General features: G+C 64.4%; 19 protein-coding genes. 10 read left to right on the plus strand and 9 right to left on the minus strand.

Annotation, left to right across the window (positions count from 1 at the left end; translation table 11 throughout):
• Positions 1–22 precede the first annotated feature (22 nt).
• A complete protein-coding gene (locus VOM14_RS01615; RefSeq protein ID WP_327626909.1) occupies positions 23–628 on the minus strand; it encodes a short chain dehydrogenase in 606 nt (201 codons plus the stop codon).
• Positions 629–840: 212 nt separating this feature from the next.
• Positions 841–1,293: a DUF3005 domain-containing protein gene (locus tag VOM14_RS01620; RefSeq protein ID WP_327626910.1), complete on the minus strand. Its 453-nt coding sequence runs from the start codon at positions 1,291–1,293 to the stop codon at positions 841–843.
• Between the two features lie 259 nt (positions 1,294–1,552).
• Between VOM14_RS01620 and VOM14_RS01625 the strand changes: the two genes are divergently transcribed.
• From VOM14_RS01625 to VOM14_RS01635, 3 genes are all read left to right on the plus strand, one after another.
• Positions 1,553–1,786, plus strand: coding sequence for a hypothetical protein (locus tag VOM14_RS01625; RefSeq protein ID WP_327626911.1), 234 nt, complete (start codon positions 1,553–1,555; stop codon positions 1,784–1,786).
• Positions 1,787–1,891: 105 nt separating this feature from the next.
• A complete protein-coding gene (gene epsC, locus VOM14_RS01630) occupies positions 1,892–2,818 on the plus strand; it encodes a serine O-acetyltransferase EpsC (RefSeq protein WP_327626912.1) in 927 nt (308 codons plus the stop codon).
• Positions 2,818–3,639, plus strand: a complete 822-nt coding sequence (locus tag VOM14_RS01635) for an AraC family transcriptional regulator (protein WP_327626913.1) — start codon at positions 2,818–2,820, stop codon at positions 3,637–3,639. The genes epsC and VOM14_RS01635 overlap by 1 nt, the downstream gene beginning before the upstream one ends.
• A 33-nt stretch (positions 3,640–3,672) precedes the next feature.
• Here the strand turns inward: VOM14_RS01635 and VOM14_RS01640 are convergent, their stop codons facing one another.
• Both VOM14_RS01640 and VOM14_RS01645 read right to left on the minus strand, forming a co-directional pair.
• Positions 3,673–4,179, minus strand: coding sequence for a metal-dependent hydrolase (locus tag VOM14_RS01640; RefSeq protein WP_327626914.1), 507 nt, complete (start codon positions 4,177–4,179; stop codon positions 3,673–3,675).
• A 161-nt stretch (positions 4,180–4,340) separates the two neighbouring features.
• A complete protein-coding gene (locus tag VOM14_RS01645) occupies positions 4,341–4,697 on the minus strand; it encodes a sugar ABC transporter ATPase (RefSeq protein ID WP_327626915.1) in 357 nt (118 codons plus the stop codon).
• A 564-nt stretch (positions 4,698–5,261) separates the two neighbouring features.
• On the opposite strand from VOM14_RS01645, the gene VOM14_RS01650 reads away from it, so the two are divergent.
• Complete coding sequence (locus VOM14_RS01650; RefSeq protein ID WP_327626916.1) at positions 5,262–5,822, plus strand: hypothetical protein; 561 nt, start codon at positions 5,262–5,264, stop codon at positions 5,820–5,822.
• A 77-nt stretch (positions 5,823–5,899) separates the two neighbouring features.
• Here the strand turns inward: VOM14_RS01650 and VOM14_RS01655 are convergent, their stop codons facing one another.
• Positions 5,900–6,358: a hypothetical protein gene (locus VOM14_RS01655; RefSeq protein WP_327626917.1), complete on the minus strand. Its 459-nt coding sequence runs from the start codon at positions 6,356–6,358 to the stop codon at positions 5,900–5,902.
• A gap of 455 nt (positions 6,359–6,813) precedes the next feature.
• On the opposite strand from VOM14_RS01655, the gene VOM14_RS01660 reads away from it, so the two are divergent.
• Complete coding sequence (locus VOM14_RS01660; RefSeq protein WP_327626918.1) at positions 6,814–8,217, plus strand: MFS transporter; 1,404 nt, start codon at positions 6,814–6,816, stop codon at positions 8,215–8,217.
• 168 nt (positions 8,218–8,385) lie between these two features.
• Here VOM14_RS01660 and VOM14_RS01665 read toward each other — a convergent pair whose 3' ends face one another.
• A complete protein-coding gene (locus tag VOM14_RS01665) occupies positions 8,386–9,429 on the minus strand; it encodes a S1C family serine protease (RefSeq protein ID WP_327626919.1) in 1,044 nt (347 codons plus the stop codon).
• A gap of 137 nt (positions 9,430–9,566) precedes the next feature.
• On the opposite strand from VOM14_RS01665, the gene VOM14_RS01670 reads away from it, so the two are divergent.
• A complete protein-coding gene (locus tag VOM14_RS01670) occupies positions 9,567–9,965 on the plus strand; it encodes a VOC family protein (RefSeq protein WP_327626920.1) in 399 nt (132 codons plus the stop codon).
• A 143-nt stretch (positions 9,966–10,108) separates the two neighbouring features.
• Complete coding sequence (gene ppk2, locus VOM14_RS01675; protein ID WP_327626921.1) at positions 10,109–11,035, plus strand: polyphosphate kinase 2; 927 nt, start codon at positions 10,109–10,111, stop codon at positions 11,033–11,035.
• A gap of 95 nt (positions 11,036–11,130) precedes the next feature.
• On the opposite strand, the gene VOM14_RS01680 is transcribed toward ppk2, so the two are convergent.
• Positions 11,131–12,717 (minus strand): inorganic phosphate transporter, encoded by a 1,587-nt coding sequence (locus VOM14_RS01680; RefSeq protein WP_327626922.1) that lies wholly within the window; start codon positions 12,715–12,717, stop codon positions 11,131–11,133.
• A 216-nt stretch (positions 12,718–12,933) separates the two neighbouring features.
• On the opposite strand from VOM14_RS01680, the gene VOM14_RS01685 reads away from it, so the two are divergent.
• Both VOM14_RS01685 and VOM14_RS01690 read left to right on the plus strand, forming a co-directional pair.
• Positions 12,934–13,836, plus strand: coding sequence for a CHAD domain-containing protein (locus tag VOM14_RS01685; RefSeq protein WP_327626923.1), 903 nt, complete (start codon positions 12,934–12,936; stop codon positions 13,834–13,836).
• A gap of 197 nt (positions 13,837–14,033) precedes the next feature.
• Positions 14,034–15,530, plus strand: coding sequence for a GGDEF domain-containing protein (locus VOM14_RS01690; protein ID WP_327626924.1), 1,497 nt, complete (start codon positions 14,034–14,036; stop codon positions 15,528–15,530).
• Between the two features lie 53 nt (positions 15,531–15,583).
• Here the strand turns inward: VOM14_RS01690 and VOM14_RS01695 are convergent, their stop codons facing one another.
• The gene (locus tag VOM14_RS01695; protein WP_327626925.1) at positions 15,584–16,639 is read right to left on the minus strand and encodes a VTT domain-containing protein; all 1,056 of its coding nucleotides are present in this window, start codon (positions 16,637–16,639) and stop codon (positions 15,584–15,586) included.
• A 251-nt stretch (positions 16,640–16,890) separates the two neighbouring features.
• Between VOM14_RS01695 and VOM14_RS01700 the strand changes: the two genes are divergently transcribed.
• Positions 16,891–17,796: a DMT family transporter gene (locus VOM14_RS01700; protein ID WP_327626926.1), complete on the plus strand. Its 906-nt coding sequence runs from the start codon at positions 16,891–16,893 to the stop codon at positions 17,794–17,796.
• 28 nt (positions 17,797–17,824) lie between these two features.
• On the opposite strand, the gene folE is transcribed toward VOM14_RS01700, so the two are convergent.
• Complete coding sequence (gene folE, locus VOM14_RS01705) at positions 17,825–18,463, minus strand: GTP cyclohydrolase I FolE (protein WP_327626927.1); 639 nt, start codon at positions 18,461–18,463, stop codon at positions 17,825–17,827.
• Positions 18,464–18,515 lie beyond the last annotated feature (52 nt).

Consider the following 18,515-nt stretch of genomic DNA (forward strand, 5'->3'; position numbering starts at 1 on the left):
CGCGTTGTCCGCGAACGAAGGATCAATAGCCGACGCGATACACGCGGCCCGTCTGCGCGCCTTCCACGCTGCGCAAATAGGCTTGCGCGGCGCGTTGCGCCGTGACCGGCTCGAAGCCGCGGAAGTAGGGCGCATAAGCGTCCATCGATTCGCTGAGCACAGTCGGACTCACGAGGTTGATGCGCATGCCGCGAGGCAACTCGATCGCGGCGCCGCGCACGAAACCTTCGAGCGCGAGATTGACGGTCGTTGCGTTCGCGCCTTCGCGAATCGGTTCGTCGCCGATGATGCCGCTCGTCAGCGTGAACGAGCCGCCGTCGTTCATGTAGTTCTGACCGGCGAACACCACGTTGATCTGTCCCATCAGCTTGTCGCGCAACCCGACCCAGAACTGTTCGATGCTCGTTTGCGGCAGCGGACCGAAATGCACTTTGCCGATCGTGGTGACGACGCCGTCCACTTTGCCGATGTCGCGAAAGAGCCGCTCGACGCTCGCCGGATCGGTGCTGTCCACCTGATACTGGCCGCGCGTCGCGCCCACTTCGATGACTTCATGGCGGGCCTTCAGTTCCGCGCTCACTGCCTGGCCAAGCGTGCCCGTGGCGCCGATCACGACGATCTTTTTCATCTGCTGCTCCGTTGAGTTTGATGTGCCGCCGATTGTGCGCCGCGTCGGGCACGGGCAACAAGCGTCGGCGGCGAGCGGGTCTTGCAACCGACAGTTTCCAATCGGCGCGAACCGATAAAAAACGCGCATCGTTAAATAAACGGTGCGCGCCTTGAATCCCACGACCACCCGGCTCTGACGCCATCATTCAAACGCCTGTGCAAATCGGGCGATTATTTCACTCGATGTATTTCGATCACGCGCGTGGGCCGCAAATGATTAAGAGCGTAATGAACGCGGCCGCGCATATGACGATTTTCGCCAGCGCGCGAATAATCAAACAGATGATCGGTTGAATGCATCGCCTGTGGTTCGATCATGCCTTTATCGATCACCGCATAGCCCGGTTCGAGCGCAAGCAGCAGATGATTGCCGCCGACGCGGCTGTCGAAACCCGCCATGCCGTCGAGCGCTTCCGGCACGCTGTTGGTGAGCGTTGCATTGCTGGTGGTGATTTCGTCGGGCGAGATCGGGCTATGACCCGCAATGCGCGCGGCCTCCAGGTTCTTGCCGTCGGTGTCGACCGTGCTGTCGTGCGTGCGGTCGTTGTGCAGTTCGGCGGTGCGCGGGCCGCTCGTGCTCATCACCTTGCCCGCGTTTGCCGCCTTGTCGATTTCGCTGTTCATATGCATTCTCCTTTCAAGAGGTCACGTAAGACACAGCAAGGTCCGTTCCTTTCCGAAGGCGATTGCGTCCGCGCATCTTTCGTTTTTTTTAATGAACGCGGATTTTCTACAGAGTATGATCATACTCCCACGAGCGAAGCGTGGTTCAAGCGTGGTTAAGCGTAGTTAAGCCAGTTGGCTTAGCGCTCTTTCTCGCCAGACGGTGCGATACGCGCGCTGACTCAAAACATTCTACGGGGGCCGTCAGGGCGGGTGACATATGCACTTCGATGCTGCATTCACACATCGCGGCTATTTGCTGAATTGCGCACCGGCGCGCGCCGGCGACGGCAGTTGGCAACCGTACGTGGTCATTTCGCGGTCGAGCGACGGCGAACTGGTCGCCAACCGTTTTTTTCCCAACGACCTGTGCTTTCCCGACGAGGCCGCCGCCATCGCGCATGCCCGCGACTGGGCTGTGCGCTGGATCGACGCGAGCAGCGTGACTGTCTGAGCGCGCCATGCGCGTTCGCGCCACGCTGCGCGAGCGGCGGCAAAACGCGGTAATCTCTCGGGACAATCACTCGAAACCGTGCTCCCCGCGCGGCGCTGTCCTTCTATGCCAAACGTGCCTTCCCAGAACTGGGGCCTTGAACAGATCGTCGCGGAGCTGCGTGCGTCGCGTGAAGAACTGCATCGCACGCGCCATCCGCTCGGCATTCGCGAATTGCCTTCGCGCGAAGCGGTGGTCGAGATCGTGGCGGGCCTGCGCGCCGCGCTCTTTCCCACGCACTATGGCGCGCCCGACCTGACTGACGAGACCGTCGACTATTACGTCGGCCACACGCTCGAAAGCACGTTGCGCGTGCTCGCGGAGCAGATTCGCCGCGCACTGCGCTTCCTGCCCGAACACGCGCAAACGCCGGAGGCGGAACTGCGCGAACGCGCATTCGACGTCGCGCGCGAATTCGGCAGGCAATTGCCCGGCATTCGCGCGCTGCTCGTGAGCGACATCCAGGCGGCGTTCACCGGCGACCCCGCCGCGCAGCACATCACCGAAATTCTGCTCTGTTATCCGGGCATCGGGGCCATGACGCATCACCGGCTCGCGCATGCGCTGCATCGTCTCGGCGTGCCGTTGCTCGCACGTTTCATCAACGAGATCGCGCACTCGGCAACGGGCATCGACATTCATCCGGGCGCGTCCATCGGACCGAGTTTTTTCATCGACCACGGCACGGGCGTGGTGATCGGCGAGACCGCGATCATCGGCGAACATGTGCGCGTGTATCAGGCCGTGACGCTCGGCGCAAAGAGCTTTGCCGCGGATATCGACGGCACGCTGATCAAGGGCAATGCGCGGCATCCTATTGTCGAAGACGACGTCGTGATCTACGCCGGCGCGACAATCCTCGGACGAGTGACCATTGGGCGCGGCTCGGTGATCGGCGGCAACGTGTGGCTCACGCATAGCGTGCCGCCCGGCAGCAGCGTGTCGCAAGGAAAGGTGCGCGAAGGCGAGCGGAGCGACGAAGGCCGGCGCTGATGCGCGCGCGCGTCCACATGCGTCGTTGCGCGCTTGCCGGCATCGAAGCCACCGTGGCCGCAACCGCGCACACGTTCGCGCGTCATTCGCATGACCGCTTCGGCGTGGGCGTGATGATCAGCGGCGGGCAAAAATCGGCGAGCGGACGCGGCCCTGTCGAGGCGCGCGCGAACGACGCCATCACGGTCAATCCCGGCGAAGTGCACGACGGCCGTCCGCTCGACGAACGTGGCCGCGCATGGCGCATGCTGTATTTCGAGCCGTCGCTGTTCGCGAGCGCGGCGTGCGAATTGAGCGGCGCGGCGGCGCGCGAGATAGAACTCACGCGGCCCGTGCTGCATGACCCGTTGCTCAAGCTTCTCTTCGAACGATTATTCGCGGCGGCGGTAGAAGCGCCTTGCGTGCCAGACGAACTGGTGCGCGAGCACGCGTTGCTCGAATTCCTCGCGCATCTGCTCTCCGTTCACGCCACCAGCCGCGCGAACGTCGTGTCCTCGCGTTCTACATCGGGTCAGATTGCCCGTGCGAAAGCGCGCATCGACGACGATCCCTGCGCGCCGGTCACACTCGCCGATCTGGCAAGCGAAGCCGGCATGAGCCGCTTTCAGTTGCTGCGAGGTTTTGCACATGAAACGGGTCTACCGCCGCACGCGTACCGGATGCAGCGGCGCGTCGTGCTCGCGAGGCAGTGCATTGCGCGCGGCACATCGCTTGCCGACGCGGCGCTCGCCGCGGGCTTCGCGGATCAGAGTCATATGACGAGGGCGTTCGTGCGCCTGCTTGGCGTCACGCCCGCGAACTACGCTGCCGCTGTACGTTGACGCGACCCGTCTGATGTATCGCATCGATGCGCGTCACAAGCGCACATGCTGCAATATTCCCAGGCGATGAAGCTCGGGCAGCCCGAGCCGCTGACCGACATACCAGGCGGCGGCCCACGAAGCGGCGACCACGATCAGATCGCAGTGGCCGCTATTCCACAGCCTCAGCGAATGCCGCGCGGCGATCCACGGCACGCCGAGAGGATTCGGCCAGTCGGCGAGCAGATGCATCAGTCCGCCGCACGCGAAGCCGAACGCCGGCGCGGCGTAGATGGAGTGCCCGAGCTGGTGATACGACACCGCGAGCAACGCGATCCAGCCGATACCCCAATGCGTCAATGTGCGGTGCGTGATCCAGAGGCGCCGCGCGCGCGACCACCACGCGACTTCGAGCCAGTCCGGCGCCGTGCTTCCCGCGACACCGGCCATGAAGCTCATGAGCACGCCGGCATACGACGCGCCGATGCTATGCGCGACCACCGCCGCCGCGATGACGCCGGCCGCGAAACCGGTTGCGTGATGTGCTTTGCTGGATGCCATCGATAATCACGGCGCGGCGCGCCGCATGAAGAACAAAGGGCGGCTATGTTCGCAGATGAGCGCGCAAAAAAATAGCCGGGACGTCGATAAAAATCGTGTCCCGGCATGGCATGCGAAGCGTCAGCGAAGGCCCGCGCGAAAAGATAGAAGAACCGACAGAATCAGGTCGCGCAGCGCGCAATGTTAAAGCGCATTTCCGGTTCCGGCGGATCGTCGGGCGCATTCGCGGGATGCATGACCTTGATGATGGACCCCGCGTTCGTCGGCGTGAGTGTGACGAAGTAGGAGTTGTTCGAATCCGAGCCCACGGCGATTTCCGTCGCACTGCCCACGCGCGACATGCGCACGCGTGACAAGCGGCTTTCGAGGCAATTGGCGATATACGCGGGCGCGCGCTGTGACGACACGTAAATCATGGGTTGCGACGGATCGCGGGCGGACGGCCCGCCGGACGAACCGCAAGCGGCGAGAGTGGCAATGACAGCAACAAGAGGAGCCAGCAGGAATGTCTGTTTCATGGTGAGGTCGTCGGCGTCCCCGGTCATGGGCGGGAACTTGGGGCGCGGGCGAAACACACGCGATCCGTTGTAAGCATCAACGCAAGATCGTGCTTCGCGACGAAGCCGCCCTCCCGTTGCGCTGCCGTTGCGTTGCAGTTGCAACGCAGTTTCGTCGAAGTTTCGTCGCAGTTGCAGCGGGAAGAACGGACGCCCGAGTATACCTACCCTGCACGCGCGGCGTCACGCTTCGCGGTGAACACGCGGGCGCGTGACCTCGAGCGCGACAAAAACCCGCATCGCTCGATTCCTTGCGTTCCGCGCAATTCAATTGTTCCGTTATGGGCCTCTGTCTGGCGTCCTTCGCGTCCTACAATTGTTTCGCCCTCTAACGAGGGTGCCTTTTTCATTTTTTACGCGGCCTCACGGCCGCGTTTTTTTTCACGACTGAAACGAAGCCTTCCCGCGCCCAACATGCCCGTGACGACTTGTCCATTCGTCAGAGGCCCACGTTCGCAGCGGACGACGCAGGTAGAATCGCAGGCTCGATATGTTTTTTGTCCTGCGAAAGTGAGTGAACCTGTAATGACCGACCCGACCCTTCCATCGTCCGACACGGCTTCTGATCCCTCGACGGAAGGCTCGCCCGCAACGCACGACCAGCAAGACGGCGGCGAGTCGGAAACGCTGCACGAAGATCGTCTGTGGCGCGACGACGGCTGGACCGCGCGCGTGATCAAGAACGAAGACGACGAAGGCTGGGCCGTCGCCATGATCAAGGACGGCGAAGCGGAGCCCGCGCTGGTCGGCCCGTGGACGATGGGCCGCAATAAGAAAGACCCCAAGCCGCTCGACACGGCGGCGTTCAATACTCTGGTGAAAACCGCGTCTGAAGTGTTGCGCCGTCACGAACAGCAGTTGCGCGCGCAGCTTCACAAGGCGGTGCGCGTGCCGGGCGCGGACGGCCAGGACGAAATCGACATCACGCTCGACATCGTGCCCGATGAAGACGAACCCTACGCGCTGCTGACCGCGCTCGACGCATTCGGCGAACAGATCGCGCAAGTGCAGGTCGCGCCGCATTTCAAGCTCAGCAAGGCAAGCGCTTCGGCGTGGGTCGAGAATGAATTCCGGCGTCCTAGCTGAACATCACGCGTACGGCTCGCCGTTGCCGCGAAGTTCGGCTATATCCAGGGCCTGTCGGACGGCGATGAAGCGCCGCCTCAACTGCGCTTGCAGAAAATCGCCGTGATGAACGGGGCCACGCGGTGCACGATGGCCGTTCCGCCGCCTGTCGTCACTGCGTCCCGCACCTTCGATTCGCTGCCGAACACCACCACGCCATAGGCCGAGCGCGCGACCGGCTCGCCGTCTCCCACACGGAACATGGGATCGTCTTTCTCGTAGCCGACCACCGCGAAGACGTGGAATCCGTACGCGCTCAAGTCCGCGCCTTGCGCGGGAGAAAAGGCGTTGATCGAATTGCTTTCAACGCGCGTGGGCTTCGGATCGATCAGTTGCTGCCCGGCGAGATCGGCGATGAACTGATGGCCGCTTTCGTTGCAGGTCAGCGGCGCGTCCAGAGCGGCGGCGTGACTCGCGAGCGGCAGCGCGCCGGCCGCAAGAGCGAAGGCGGCGGCGCTAAAGACACGCAATGCAGTAGATGGAAAAAAACGTTTCATGACGTGGGCGGCGACATATTCGATGTACGCGAAGCAGTGTCCGTGCAACGGGCGGCGCGGCGAAAGAGAGGCCGGCAAACCGCGAAGACGTTGCGCATCCAGGCGATGCGGCGGACACGCGCCAGCGGATTCGCACTGTATCGCGATTCTGCAAATTCTGCTTAATGAATGAGCAGCCGGCACCCAATCTGTGTGCTGCAGGCGGACCGTAAAGAAACTGACGGGCAGAAAGCAAGCTTTCATGATCCTGTCTATATTTCCGGGTTATGAATGCGCGACCCGGCCCCCAATCAATGCGCTGCCGCCCCGGACCTGGAACGCGTGGCTCGCTCGCCCGCTTGTCACGCCAATCGCCGGCTCCTTGTCGTTTGAGGCCTCGCGTACAACATCTGTTGCCGCGGGAATGCCATAATCGACGCTTTATACCGACGGCCTTGCCACCCGTCGCCACGTCAATGCCTCTTGCTTTAGGCGCTTTCATTGTTCCGCTCATCGTCGCGTGCGCGATGTTCATGGAAAACGTGGACGGCACGGTCATCGTGACGTCGCTGCCGGTCCTCGCGCGCGATCTCGGCCAGGACCCCATCACGCTCAAGCTCGCCGTGACCGCCTATGTGATCGGCCTCGGCGTGTTCATTCCGATTTGCGGCTGGGTCGCCGACCGCTTCGGTTCGCGTACGGTGTTTCGCACGGCCATCGGCATTTTCATGGCCGGCTCGCTGATGTGCGCGGCGTCCACGTCGCTCGGCATGTTCGTGCTCGCGCGCTTCGTGCAAGGCATCGGCGGCGCGATGATGGTGCCGGTGGGGCGCATCATCATTTTCCGCTCGGTGCCGAAATCGGACTTCATACGCGCGGTCAATTACCTGACCGTGCCCGCGCTGCTCGGGCCCGTGGTCGGGCCGCCGCTCGGCGGTTTTATCACCACGTATCTGCACTGGCGGCTGATCTTCTTCGTCAACATTCCGATCGGCCTGCTCGGCATCTGGCTCGCCAATAAACACATCGCCAACACGCGCGAAGCGCATCCGGGCCGGCTCGACTGGATCGGCTTCGTGTTGTCCGCGAGCGGCGCGTCGCTCTTCATGCTCGGGCTGTCGCTGGTGGGCGGCGAGCTGGTGTCGAACGCGGTGTCGGCCGGCATGTGCGTCGTGGGCGTCGTCCTGCTCGTGATTTACGTGCTGTACGCGAATCGCGTGGCATTGCCGGTGCTCGATCTGCGCCTGCTGCGCATTCCGAGCTTTCACGCGAGCGTGATAGGCGGCTCGCTGTTTCGCATTGGTCTGGGCGCGGTGCCGTTTCTCCTGCCGCTCGCGTTGCAGGAAGGGCTTGGCATGACCGCGTTCGTGTCGGGCTCGATCACCTGCGCGTCCGCCTTCGGATCGATCTTCATGAAGGCGGCGTCTTCGCGGATACTCGGGCGCTTCGGATTTCGCACGGTGCTGATGTTCAACGCGGGTTGCGCGGGCGTGGCCATTGCCATCTACGGCCTGTTCTTTCCCGGCACGCCGCACTGGTTGATCTGGTGCGTCGTGCTGTTTGGCGGCTTCTTTCCGTCGCTTCAGTTCACGTCGCTGAACACGCTGGCGTATGCGGACATTCCGAGCCGCGACGTGGGCCGCGCGACCAGCGTCGCGAGCGTGATCCAGCAGATTTCGCTCGGGCTCGGCGTGACCATCGCGGGCATCGTGCTGCAGATTTCGCACGACGTGCAGGGTCATTCGCGCATTGTGTTCTCCGACTTCTGGCCAGCGTTTGTCGTGGTCGGTCTGTTCTCGTTCCTGTCGATTCCGGTCACCGCGCGTCTGCCGGATAACGCCGGCGACGAAATCGCACGCGGGCGCCGCGGCACCGCGTGAGCGTGCGATGTAGCGGCGCGCGGCGCGGCGGCGTTACACCGCTTCCTTCAGCACTTCGCCGCGCCACTCGGGGTCGGGCGCCGAGGTCACTTTGTCGAACAGCATCGCCCGAGCCCGATTTTTTTTATGTGGGCGGATCGAAACGCGAAACACGCGCTCACGTGCGCATCAACTGACCTGCTCGAGCGGCGTCAACGTCAGTTCGAGCCGATGCGCGCCGCGCAGCACGGTCACGCCGACGGGTTTCTCGATCCGCGAGGCATCGAGCGCGCGTTGCAATGCATCGACGTCCTGCACGGGCTGGGCGTCGATCGCGACGATCGTGTCGTCCACGCGCAGCCCGCCCGCGGCCGCCGGACTGCCTTTGACGATTTCCATCACGTGCACGCCGCCTGGCGCGCTCAGGCCGAAATAGCGCTGCACCCGGCGCGAGATCGGCGTCGTGGTGCCGGCCACGCCGATGTACGCGCGCCGCACGCGCCCATGCGCGAAGATCTGCATGATGACCCACTTGGCCGTGTCGATCGCGGTGGCGAAGCAGATTGCTTGTGCGCCGGGAATGATCGCGGTATTCACGCCGATGACCTGACCCGCCGAATTGATCAGCGGACCGCCCGAGTTGCCCGGATTGAGCGCGGCGTCGGTCTGGATCACGTCGTAGATCATGCGGCCGGAATTCGAGCGCAGCGACCGGCCGAGGGCCGACACGACGCCCGCCGTCACCGTTTGCGCGAGGCCGAGCGGATTGCCGACGGCGATGGCGATCTGCCCCACGCGCAACTTCGACGATTCGCCGAGTTCGACGTGCGGCAGCGGCTCCGGCGAGCCGATTCGCAGCACGGCCAGATCGCTGCCGGGATCGTCGCCGACCAGATCGGCGTCGAACCTGGCGCCGTCGGCGAGCGTCACCCGAATGTGGGTCGCGCCGTGCACGACGTGGCTGTTGGTGAGCAGATAGCCGTCCGGCGTGAAGATGAAGCCCGAGCCGGTGCCGCCGCGCGCGCCGTGCTCGTGTCCCTGGCCGGCGCCCGGCAGCCGCCGTTCGACGGAAATGAAGACGACGGCCTGCTGCACGCGTTCGAGCGCGCCGATGACCGTGCGCGAATAAGCGTCGAGCAAGGCGTCGTCGGATAAGGGATTGAGTGAATCTGGGCCGGGGGCGGGCGACGCGGCGCGCGACAGGTCATCGGTGAAGCGTGGACGGCTTCCCATGGCGATGCTCCGGATAAGCGGGAATCCACATGCAGGGCGCAAAGCACGTTTTCAAGTGTGGGCCGCGCGGCGCGCCGGCGTGTGAGACACTTTTCGCTGACCGCGAGCCGCGCAAAGCCGCCATGGAGAAAACCGTCATGAACCCAACCGCTTCTTCATCGTCCGAAATCGCGCCGGCTGAGCCGCGAATCGAGTCGCTCAGCGCGATCACGCTGGCCATCGCCGACATGCCGAAAGCGGTACGGTTCTACGAAGCGCTCGGTTTCCCGCTCAAATTCGGCGGTGCGCAGGCGGCGTTCACCTCGTTTGCGTTCGGCGGCACGTATCTGAACCTGATTGCCGACCCGCGCGCGCCCGTCAACTGGTGGGGCCGCGTGATCGTCTATGTGTCGGACGTCGACGCGATGTATCGCAAGGCGCTGGCAGCGGGATTGACGCCTTCGCTCACGCCGTCCGATGCGCCGTGGGGCGAGCGCTACTTTCACATCACGGACCCCGACGGCCACGAGCTGAGCTTCGCCAGACCGTTGCGCTAGCAGAGCGGGTATCGGCGAAAAACTCGCTATCATGAACGGGCTATGCAGTAACACGCGTGACACCCGCTGCGCCGATAATCGGGCGCGTTCGCGTCGCGCTTCCCGCCGCGCGTCTCAACATGTCCGTCGCAAGGAGAGCCGCAATGAAAGAGCAGGATTCGAGACCTGAAGCCGAGTTGCTGATGGAGCGCCAGCGCCGGTTCGAGGAAGACCTCATCGACGCGTACGACGAGGAACTCGAAATGGAGGTCGACGACCGCATTCTCGACGGCGCGGACGGCTTGACGCTCGAACACCGCGAAGCGCGCAAGATGTATTTCCGCGAGCTGTTCCGCCTGCAAGGCGAGTTGGTCAAGCTGCAAGACTGGATCGTGCAGACGGGGCATCGTCTCGTGGTGATTTTCGAGGGGCGCGACGCCGCGGGCAAGGGCGGCGCGATCAAGCGCATCACGCAGCGGCTCAATCCGCGTGTCTGCCGCGTGGCGGCGCTGCCCGCGCCGAATAACCGCGAGCGCACGCAATGGTATTTCCAGCGCTACGTGTCGCATCTGCCGGCCGGCGGCGAAATGGTGCTGTTCGATCGAAGCTGGTACAACCGCGCGGGCGTCGAGCGCGTCATGAATTTTTGCACGGATGCGGAATACGAAGAGTTCTTCCGCTCCGTGCCCGAGTTCGAAAAGATGCTCGCGCGCAGCGGCGTGCAGATCCTGAAGTACTGGTTTTCGATCACCGACGAAGAGCAGGAAATCCGCTTCCAGAACCGCATTCACGACCCGCTGAAGCAGTGGAAGCTGAGCCCGATGGACCTGGAAAGCCGTCGCCGTTGGGAGGCTTATACGCAGGCGAAGGAAGTGATGCTACAACGCTCGCATATTCCCGAGGCGCCGTGGTGGGTCGTGCAGGCCGTCGACAAGAAACGCGCGCGCCTGAACTGCATTCAGCATCTGCTGAGCCAGGTGCCGTATCACGAGATCGAGCATCCGCGTGTCGAACTGCCGGCGCGTGTCTATCACGACGAATACAGCCGTCAGCCCGTGCCGTCTTCGATGATCGTGCCCGAGGTGTACTAAGCGGGGCGCGCCGATGCGGTTGCAACGGCAATGGCATAAAAAAACGCGGTGCGTGCCGCGTTTTTTTATGCCGCTAGCGCGTGAAGTGAAGCGTCCTAGAACACCGCCCGGAACACCCAGTACAAGCCCGCCGCCAGCGCGATGGAAGCCGGCAGCGTCAGCACCCATGCGAGCACGAGGCTGCGCACGGTGCCCCATTGCAGACCCGAACCGTTGGCCGCCATCGTGCCCGCCACGCCGGAAGACAGCACGTGCGTCGTCGAAACAGGCAGGCCGTACATGTCGGCGGCGCCGATCGTCAGCATGGCCACCACTTCGGCCGACGCGCCCTGCCCATAGGTCAGATGCTGCTTGCCGATTTTCTCGCCGACGGTCACGACAATCCGCTTCCATCCCACCATCGTGCCCATGCCGAGCGCAATCGCCACCGCGACTTTGACCCACGTCGGAATGAACTTTGTCGCGTGATCCGTTTGCGTCTTGAAGTTGTTGATGGCCTTGGCGTCCGCCGGCGCGAAGGCCGGCTGCTTCGTCTTGTCCATCAGCCGGATCGCTTCGGAGGCCACATACATGTTGTTGCGCACGTTATCGACAATGCTTTGCGGGACCGCCGCCATCGAGCCCGATGCGCCAACCTGATTGGCGATCATGTCCGTCAGTTGCTTCAGGGCGGGCACGGTCGCGGGTGTCAATTGATGCGTGCGCACATAGGCTTCGACGTCCGCGCGCGGATCGGCGGACGGCGGCGCGCCGTTCGTGTATCTGGCCAGCGTCGCGGAGGTTTGCTGCGCCACGGCCAGGAATGTTTGCGTCTCGGCGGGCGTGACGGCCTTGTTCAGTGCATACGCGGTCGGCACGGTGCCGATCAGGATCAGCATGATGAGGCCCATGCCCTTCTGGCCGTCGTTCGAACCGTGCGCGAACGAGACGCCCGTGCACGTCAGGATCAACAGGCTGCGAATCCAGAACGGCGGCGGCTCCTTGCCTTTCGGCTCGGCATACAGCGCGGGAATGCGCACCACGGCTTTGAGGATCAGCAGCAGCAGGCCGGCGGCGAGAAAACCCACCACAGGCGAAAACAGCAGCGACTTGCCGACGCCGAGCGCCTGATTCCAGTCCACGCCGCTCGTGCCGTTCACGCCATGCATTAACTGATTCATCAGGCCGACGCCGATGATCGAGCCGATCAGCGTATGCGAACTCGACGACGGCAAGCCGAAATACCAGGTGCCGAGATTCCAGATGATGGCCGCGATCAGCAGCGCGAACACCATCGCAAAACCGGCGCTGGTGCCCACTTGCAGAATCAGCTCCACCGGCAGCAGTTGCAGGATGCCGAATGCGACCGCCCCGCTCGATAACAGCACGCCGAGGAAATTCCATCCGCCGGACCACACCACCGCGAGATTCGGCGCGAGCGAATGCGTGTAAATGACGGTGGCCACGGCGTTCGCGGTGTCGTGAAAGCCGTTGACGAACTCGAATCCGAGCGCGATCAGGAGGGCAACGCCGAGCAGCAGATACGGCAGAATCGACGCTTCGCGCACCGATTGCAGATCACCCGCCAACTGCGTGCCGCAATAGCCGACGCCGGCCACGATAACTGCGAAAAAAATCACGAGACCGAGATTGCGCCCCTTGCCGCCTACTGCTCCGGGTTGCGGATACGAAAGTTCAGGCATGACGTGTGCCCCTCAAGGAGTATCGCGGAACTTCTGATCCTGCAAGGCGCGTGTGTCGATGGGATGACAGAAGCATGTCCGCGAGGTATAAAGTATCCCGGGCGTGCGTTGGCGGATAACGCCTCGGTTTTTCCGCCAGAATGCCGCCGCGTAAGATCGGCCAGGAATCCTTTTTGCTCTGCCTGAAAGCGCAACTCCTTTTTTGAGGGACAGTCGATGAAGCGCGACAGCCGGAAGGAAAGCCATAAACCGGAGGGAGGCTCGCCGGCCGCCGGTTCGGCCACGCAGGAACATCAGCACGAACACAACCCCAGGCAGAGCGCGCAAGCGGCGTTTGCGTCCTACGCCGCGCCGCTCGTGAGCGACGCGATCGGTTACGCCCATGCCGTGCACGACGATGCATCGCCGGAAGCGTTGCACAAGCTGCGGGTTTCGCTGCGCCGCATGCGTTCATTGTGGTGGGCGTTCGCGCCGTTACTGGAGAAGGGCGAAAACACGCGGCAACGCGCGCTCTATAAATATCTGGCGACGGCTGCCGGCAAGACGCGCGACTGGGACATCCTGATCGAGCTGCTCACGCAGAAAGCCGCGGCGCGCGACATGGAGCCCAAGCTCAAGGAAGCGCGCGGCGAAGCGCTGGCAACGAGCCGCGAAACGCTGTCGAACGCCGACGTCAAGCACCTGCTGCGCGAGGCGTTGACGAGCGCATCGACCGAGATAAACACGGCGCACGAACGCATGCCGCTCTCCGGATTCGCGAGCAAACGCGTGAAGGCCTCGGAGCATTCGCTCATGAAGCGCGCCAAACGCGCGCGCAAGGCGAAGCATTCCAATTACGCGGCTTTTCACGACGTCAGGAAAGCTGGAAAAAAGCTGCGCTATCTGCTCGAATTTTTCCAGCCGGTGTTGAGCGGCAGCCACAAGCGCACGCTCAAGCGGTTGAAGCAGGTGCAAAAACGTTTCGGTGCGCTAAACGATGTGGTCGCGAGCGAAACATTGCTGCGCGACAATTCGGCGTTGCTCGAAGGCTCGGGCGACACCGAAGCCGCGCTGCGCTGGCTGCACAAGGAACGCAATCGCCGGATGCGCTCGGCGAGCGGGTTGCTGCACAAACTGTAGCGCACGAAATTAACCGGTAATGCGCTGCGGATAAAGCGGAAAGGCGCGCGGAACAATAACATCTGATCGTGAGCCGCACATGAGTCGTGCGGCTCCTTTGCAACGGAGGCTACGCGCACGTGATACATGGAGCGCATTGGCAACGGCGGCGCTGGCGCAGGATCCTCCGGCAAGAAGTGGCCGGCGTCGCGCGTTATATGGGCAATCATCCGGTGCTAGCCGGCCTCGCGGGCACGCTGGTCGCCGTGGCGATGGCCGGCCTGACGCTGCTCACCCTTCTGAACGGCCGCACGGACGCGCTCGATCACGCGCGCGAGACGTCGCAGAACCTGGTGGCGATCATGTCCAGCGATCTCGAGAGAAACGTCGAGATCTACGACCTCTCGTTGCAGGCCATGGTGGACGGCGTCGAGCATCATTTGAACGCGGGCTTGCCGCTGGACGTGCAGCGGGCGGTGCTGTTCGATCGCGCGACCACGGCGGCGTACCTCGGCGGCGCGTATATCGTCGATGCGAATGGCGCGGTGGTCCTGTCGCAACAGGACGAGTTCAACCCGGACGTTCGCTTTACCGACCGCGACTATTTCCTCGTGCATCAGCGCCACGCGGCAGCGGGACTCTATATGTCGCATCCGTTCCGCTCGCGCTTGCGCGACGGCAAGTTCTCGATCGGCCTCACGCGGCGCATCACCAACGCCGACGGCAGCTTTGGCGGCGTCGCGCTGCTCGCGATACGCATCGATTATTTCCAGCGTCTGCTCGACCGGATCACTGTCGGCAAAGCGAGTTCGGTGTTCATCGCGATGGCCGACGGCACCGTGATCGCGCGCAAACCGCATTCGGCGCGCGATATCGGCATGAACATTTCGAGGTCGCCGATCTTCGTCGAAATGGCCGCGCACAGCGACGGTTCATATGTGGCGAAGTCTCCGGTGGACGGCGTCGAGCGCATGTACACCTACGCCCACGTGCCGGGCACGCCGCTGATCGCGGCGGTCGCGCCCTCCATCGACGATGCGCTCGAACCGTGGCGCGCGCGCGCCGTGCTCAACGGCGTGTTGACGCTCACGTTCGGCGCGGTGTTTATCGTGGTGTCGTGGCTGCTCGCGTTCGCGCTGCGCGACAGGCAGCGCGCGCAAGCCGCGCTGATGCGTCTCGCCGCCACCGACGCGCTCACCGGCCTCAGCAACCGCCGCGTGCTCGACCGCCGGCTCGACGAAGAATGGGGGCGCGCGCGGCGCTCGGGCAAGCCGCTGTCGGCGCTCTTCATCGACATCGATCATTTCAAGCACTTTAACGACACCTACGGCCACGCGAGCGGCGACGAAGCGCTGAGCGCGGTGGCCGAATGCATTTCGACGATGGTGCGCCGCGCGGTCGATGTGGTCGCGCGCTACGGCGGCGAGGAGTTCGCGGTGCTTCTGCCGGAAACGAACGCCGAAGGCGCGTTCGCGGTCGCCGAAAAAATCCGCCGGGCGGTGCAGGTACAGGACATCCTGCATGGCGGCGACGGCGGTGTCGCCGTGACCGTCAGCGTGGGTTGCGCGACTTGCGTTCCCGCGCAAGGCGCGAACGCGCTCGATCTGCTGGCCGACGCCGACCGGCAGCTTTATGCGGCGAAGGCGGCGGGCCGCAATCGCGTTGCCCCGGCGCAAACCGCTGACCGTTCGATGGCGCAGAATTCGACCTCGTAGGCGGGTTCAAATGCAATGCAATGCGAGGCCGAATCAGTGCAACCGGCCGGCGTTCACGCGTTTGATCCGCGCCGTGGTGCAAAGCCACGCAGTGTGACCGCGCTGTTCGGGCCGCCGGTCGAGCCGCTGCATAACGGCGCGAACCCGCCCGCGCCCGGCTCGTCCGCGAGCAGCACGTCGACCGGAAAGCCGCGCCGCTGCCACGCGTCCAGACCGCCGCGCAGCGCCCGAATGCGCGTATACCCATAGTTGCGCATGCGCACGCTGATCTCGACAGCCGTCGCGCTGTCCGGACACACGCAGTAGATCACCGTGTCGTAGACCCGCAGCGCGAAGTCGATCTGTTCCGGCGAATGCGGATCGAGTGCGAGCGCGCCGGGAATGCGCGGCGCCGAGCCGGGCGCCGCGCTCCGCGGGCGTGCGTCGAGCACCTGGGGCGGCGCCTTTCCCCACATTGCGCCGCCCGACACTTGCGATGGCGATGCCGCATCGTCTTCCCGCGCCCGTCGTCGGCGCGCGCGCCGCTGCTGCGCGAGCCGATACGCGAGATACAACAGCGCGGCGCCCACGAGGATGTCGATCACGGTGCCACCGCGCGCTCTGACGAACGCGAGCAGCATATGCAACTGCCGTTGCGCGGCCGCGCCGCCGAGCAGCCAGAAAGTGGCCCATGCCATGGCGCCCGTGAGATCCCAGATCGCATAGATGCGGGCGTCGACGGCGGTGGTGCCCATCAGCGGCGGCGTGATCAGCCCGAGGCCAGGGACGAACTTCGAGATCGACACGAGCGCCACGCCGAAGCGTTCGAACATCAAGCGCGCCTGTTCGAGCCTTGCATCGACGGCGGGCAGAATCTGGCCCAGCACGCCGAGCAGCTTGCGGCCGTAAAGGCGGCCCGCGCCGAACCAGACGCCGTCGCCGATCAACGCGCCGAGCACCGCCGCGCACAGCACCGGCCAGAACGACAAGGTGCCGGCCGCGATCGCCGAGCCCGCGAACAACAGCACGGGCACGGCGGGAATCGGCACGCCGAGGCGCGTCAACAGCACGTTGACGAAGACCACCGCGCCGCCCCAGACCGAAATCGCCGACGACGGAAACTCTACCAATTGAGCGGCTCCTGTTTGTTGCGAGGGTGGCGGCGCATACGGCGTTGCTCCGCGCGTCCGCTGACGCAAAGCGCGTTCCAGTCCCGCCCGGGCGTTCTGCCTTCAGTTCTGTCCGCCATGCCCTTTTCAACCAGCATACTCGATGGTTCGCGTGGAGAGCGCCGCCGCGCCACGCGCTGCAATTTCGTTCAAGACCGCCGCGCGCCGCATGCCTAATCTGAGTGTCGGTTCAATTCCAACGGAGACGCACGATGAAGTCGCGGTATGTCGGATATCTGTGTTGCGCGCTGGCCATGGTTGGCGTCGGCAGCACGGTGGCAGTGAGCAAGTCGATTGCGGCCGGCCTGCCGCCGTTCAGCGCGACCGCGCTGCGTTTCGCGGTGGCTTTTCCGCCGTTCGTGATGGTCATGCGCTGGCGCGGCGTGCGCTGGCCGCGCCTCGACCGGCGCGATTGCGCGCTCGTGATCGCCCAGGCGGCGGCGGGCAGCGTCGGTTATACGGTATTGCTTATCAGCGGGATGAGGCTCGCTTCGGCGGCCGAGGCGGGTGTGATCGCCGGCACCTTGCCCGCGGTGTCGGCGCTGGTCGCGATGCTGGCGTTGGGCGAGCGGCCGTCGCCGGCCTTGATTGGCGCGATCGTCCTGGCCACGGCGGGCGTGTTGGCCTGCACCGTGCGTCCCGGCGATCTTGCCGCGCCGCATGGCGGCGGTTCGCTGGCGGGCAACGCGCTGGTGTTCGCCGCGATTGTCTGCGAGGCGCTTTTCATTCTGCCCAACCGCAAGCTGCGCACGCCGGTCGCGCCGCTGCCGTTGTCGGCGGCAATGTGCGGCATCGGCTTTGCGGTGTCGATCGTGCCGGCCTGTTTCGAAACACCCTGGGCGATGCCGCTCGACCCCGGCGCGCTCGCGGGCGTGCTCTATTACGCCCTCGTGCCGACGGTGCTGGGATTCGTGCTGTGGTACGAAGGCGCCGCGCGCATCAGCGGCGCGCAAGCGGGATTGACGACCGCGCTCGTGCCGGTCAGCGCCCTGGCGTTGGCCGCGCTGCTGCTGCGCGAGCCGGTCGGCGCGGCGCAACTTGCGGGCGCCGTCTGCGTGCTCGTGGCTGTGATGCTCGCCACGTTGGGACAGGCGCTCGGCGCGCGCAACCCGGCATGACGTGCATGACGGATTGCGCGTCCGGGGTTCAGGTGTTGGACACGGCCACCGCGCCGGGATTGCCGACGATCGACAGAAACTCGCGGCGCGTGGACGGGTCCGTGCGGAAGGTGCCCAGCATGCGCGACGTGACCATCGTCACGCCGGCTTTGTGCACGCCGCGCGTCGACATGCATTGATGCGCGGCTTCGAGGATCACGCCGACGCCCGCGGGTTGCAGCACGTCGTTCAATGTGTCGGCGATCTGCACGGTCATCTTTTCCTGGATCTGAAGACGCTTCGCGAAGGCGTCGACGAGACGCGCGAGCTTCGAGATGCCGACCACGCGATGCTCCGGCAGATACGCCACGTGCGCGCGCCCGATGATCGGCACCATGTGATGTTCGCAATAGCTTTCGAAGCGGATGTCCTTCAGGACGATCATCTCGTCGTAGCCGTCCACTTCCGAGAACGTGCGCGCGAGGATTTCGCGCGGATCGACCTGATAGCCCGCATAGAACTCCTCATAGGAGCGCACCACGCGCGCGGGCGTGTCGATCAGGCCTTCGCGCGCAGGATCGTCGCCGGCCCAGCGCAACAGCACGCGAACGGCGGCTTCCGCTTCTTCGCGGCTCGGGCGGCCGGTCGTGGCCGCCGGTGTGGTGTTTTCATTTTTGCTATTCGGCATCCGTTGCTCCTCCGGGATCGCGCGTCGACCCAGGATGGAGCGCGCGGGTTCA

Source organism: Paraburkholderia sp. MPAMCS5 (assembly GCF_036016995.1).
GTDB lineage: Bacteria > Pseudomonadota > Gammaproteobacteria > Burkholderiales > Burkholderiaceae > Paraburkholderia.

Bases quoted from the DNA above. Each gene is read 5' to 3' on its own strand.
- VOM14_RS01615 (WP_327626909.1), bottom strand. From the start codon at position 628: ATGAAAAAGATCGTCGTGATCGGCGCCACGGGCACGCTTGGCCAGGCA.
- VOM14_RS01620 (WP_327626910.1), bottom strand. From the start codon at position 1,293: ATGAACAGCGAAATCGACAAGGCGGCAAACGCGGGCAAGGTGATGAGC.
- VOM14_RS01625 (WP_327626911.1), top strand. From the start codon at position 1,553: ATGCACTTCGATGCTGCATTCACACATCGCGGCTATTTGCTGAATTGC.
- epsC (WP_327626912.1), top strand. From the start codon at position 1,892: ATGCCAAACGTGCCTTCCCAGAACTGGGGCCTTGAACAGATCGTCGCG.
- VOM14_RS01635 (WP_327626913.1), top strand. From the start codon at position 2,818: ATGCGCGCGCGCGTCCACATGCGTCGTTGCGCGCTTGCCGGCATCGAA.
- VOM14_RS01640 (WP_327626914.1), bottom strand. From the start codon at position 4,179: ATGGCATCCAGCAAAGCACATCACGCAACCGGTTTCGCGGCCGGCGTC.
- VOM14_RS01645 (WP_327626915.1), bottom strand. From the start codon at position 4,697: ATGAAACAGACATTCCTGCTGGCTCCTCTTGTTGCTGTCATTGCCACT.
- VOM14_RS01650 (WP_327626916.1), top strand. From the start codon at position 5,262: ATGACCGACCCGACCCTTCCATCGTCCGACACGGCTTCTGATCCCTCG.
- VOM14_RS01655 (WP_327626917.1), bottom strand. From the start codon at position 6,358: ATGAAACGTTTTTTTCCATCTACTGCATTGCGTGTCTTTAGCGCCGCC.
- VOM14_RS01660 (WP_327626918.1), top strand. From the start codon at position 6,814: ATGCCTCTTGCTTTAGGCGCTTTCATTGTTCCGCTCATCGTCGCGTGC.
- VOM14_RS01665 (WP_327626919.1), bottom strand. From the start codon at position 9,429: ATGGGAAGCCGTCCACGCTTCACCGATGACCTGTCGCGCGCCGCGTCG.
- VOM14_RS01670 (WP_327626920.1), top strand. From the start codon at position 9,567: ATGAACCCAACCGCTTCTTCATCGTCCGAAATCGCGCCGGCTGAGCCG.
- ppk2 (WP_327626921.1), top strand. From the start codon at position 10,109: ATGAAAGAGCAGGATTCGAGACCTGAAGCCGAGTTGCTGATGGAGCGC.
- VOM14_RS01680 (WP_327626922.1), bottom strand. From the start codon at position 12,717: ATGCCTGAACTTTCGTATCCGCAACCCGGAGCAGTAGGCGGCAAGGGG.
- VOM14_RS01685 (WP_327626923.1), top strand. From the start codon at position 12,934: ATGAAGCGCGACAGCCGGAAGGAAAGCCATAAACCGGAGGGAGGCTCG.
- VOM14_RS01690 (WP_327626924.1), top strand. From the start codon at position 14,034: ATGGGCAATCATCCGGTGCTAGCCGGCCTCGCGGGCACGCTGGTCGCC.
- VOM14_RS01700 (WP_327626926.1), top strand. From the start codon at position 16,891: ATGAAGTCGCGGTATGTCGGATATCTGTGTTGCGCGCTGGCCATGGTT.
- folE (WP_327626927.1), bottom strand. From the start codon at position 18,463: ATGCCGAATAGCAAAAATGAAAACACCACACCGGCGGCCACGACCGGC.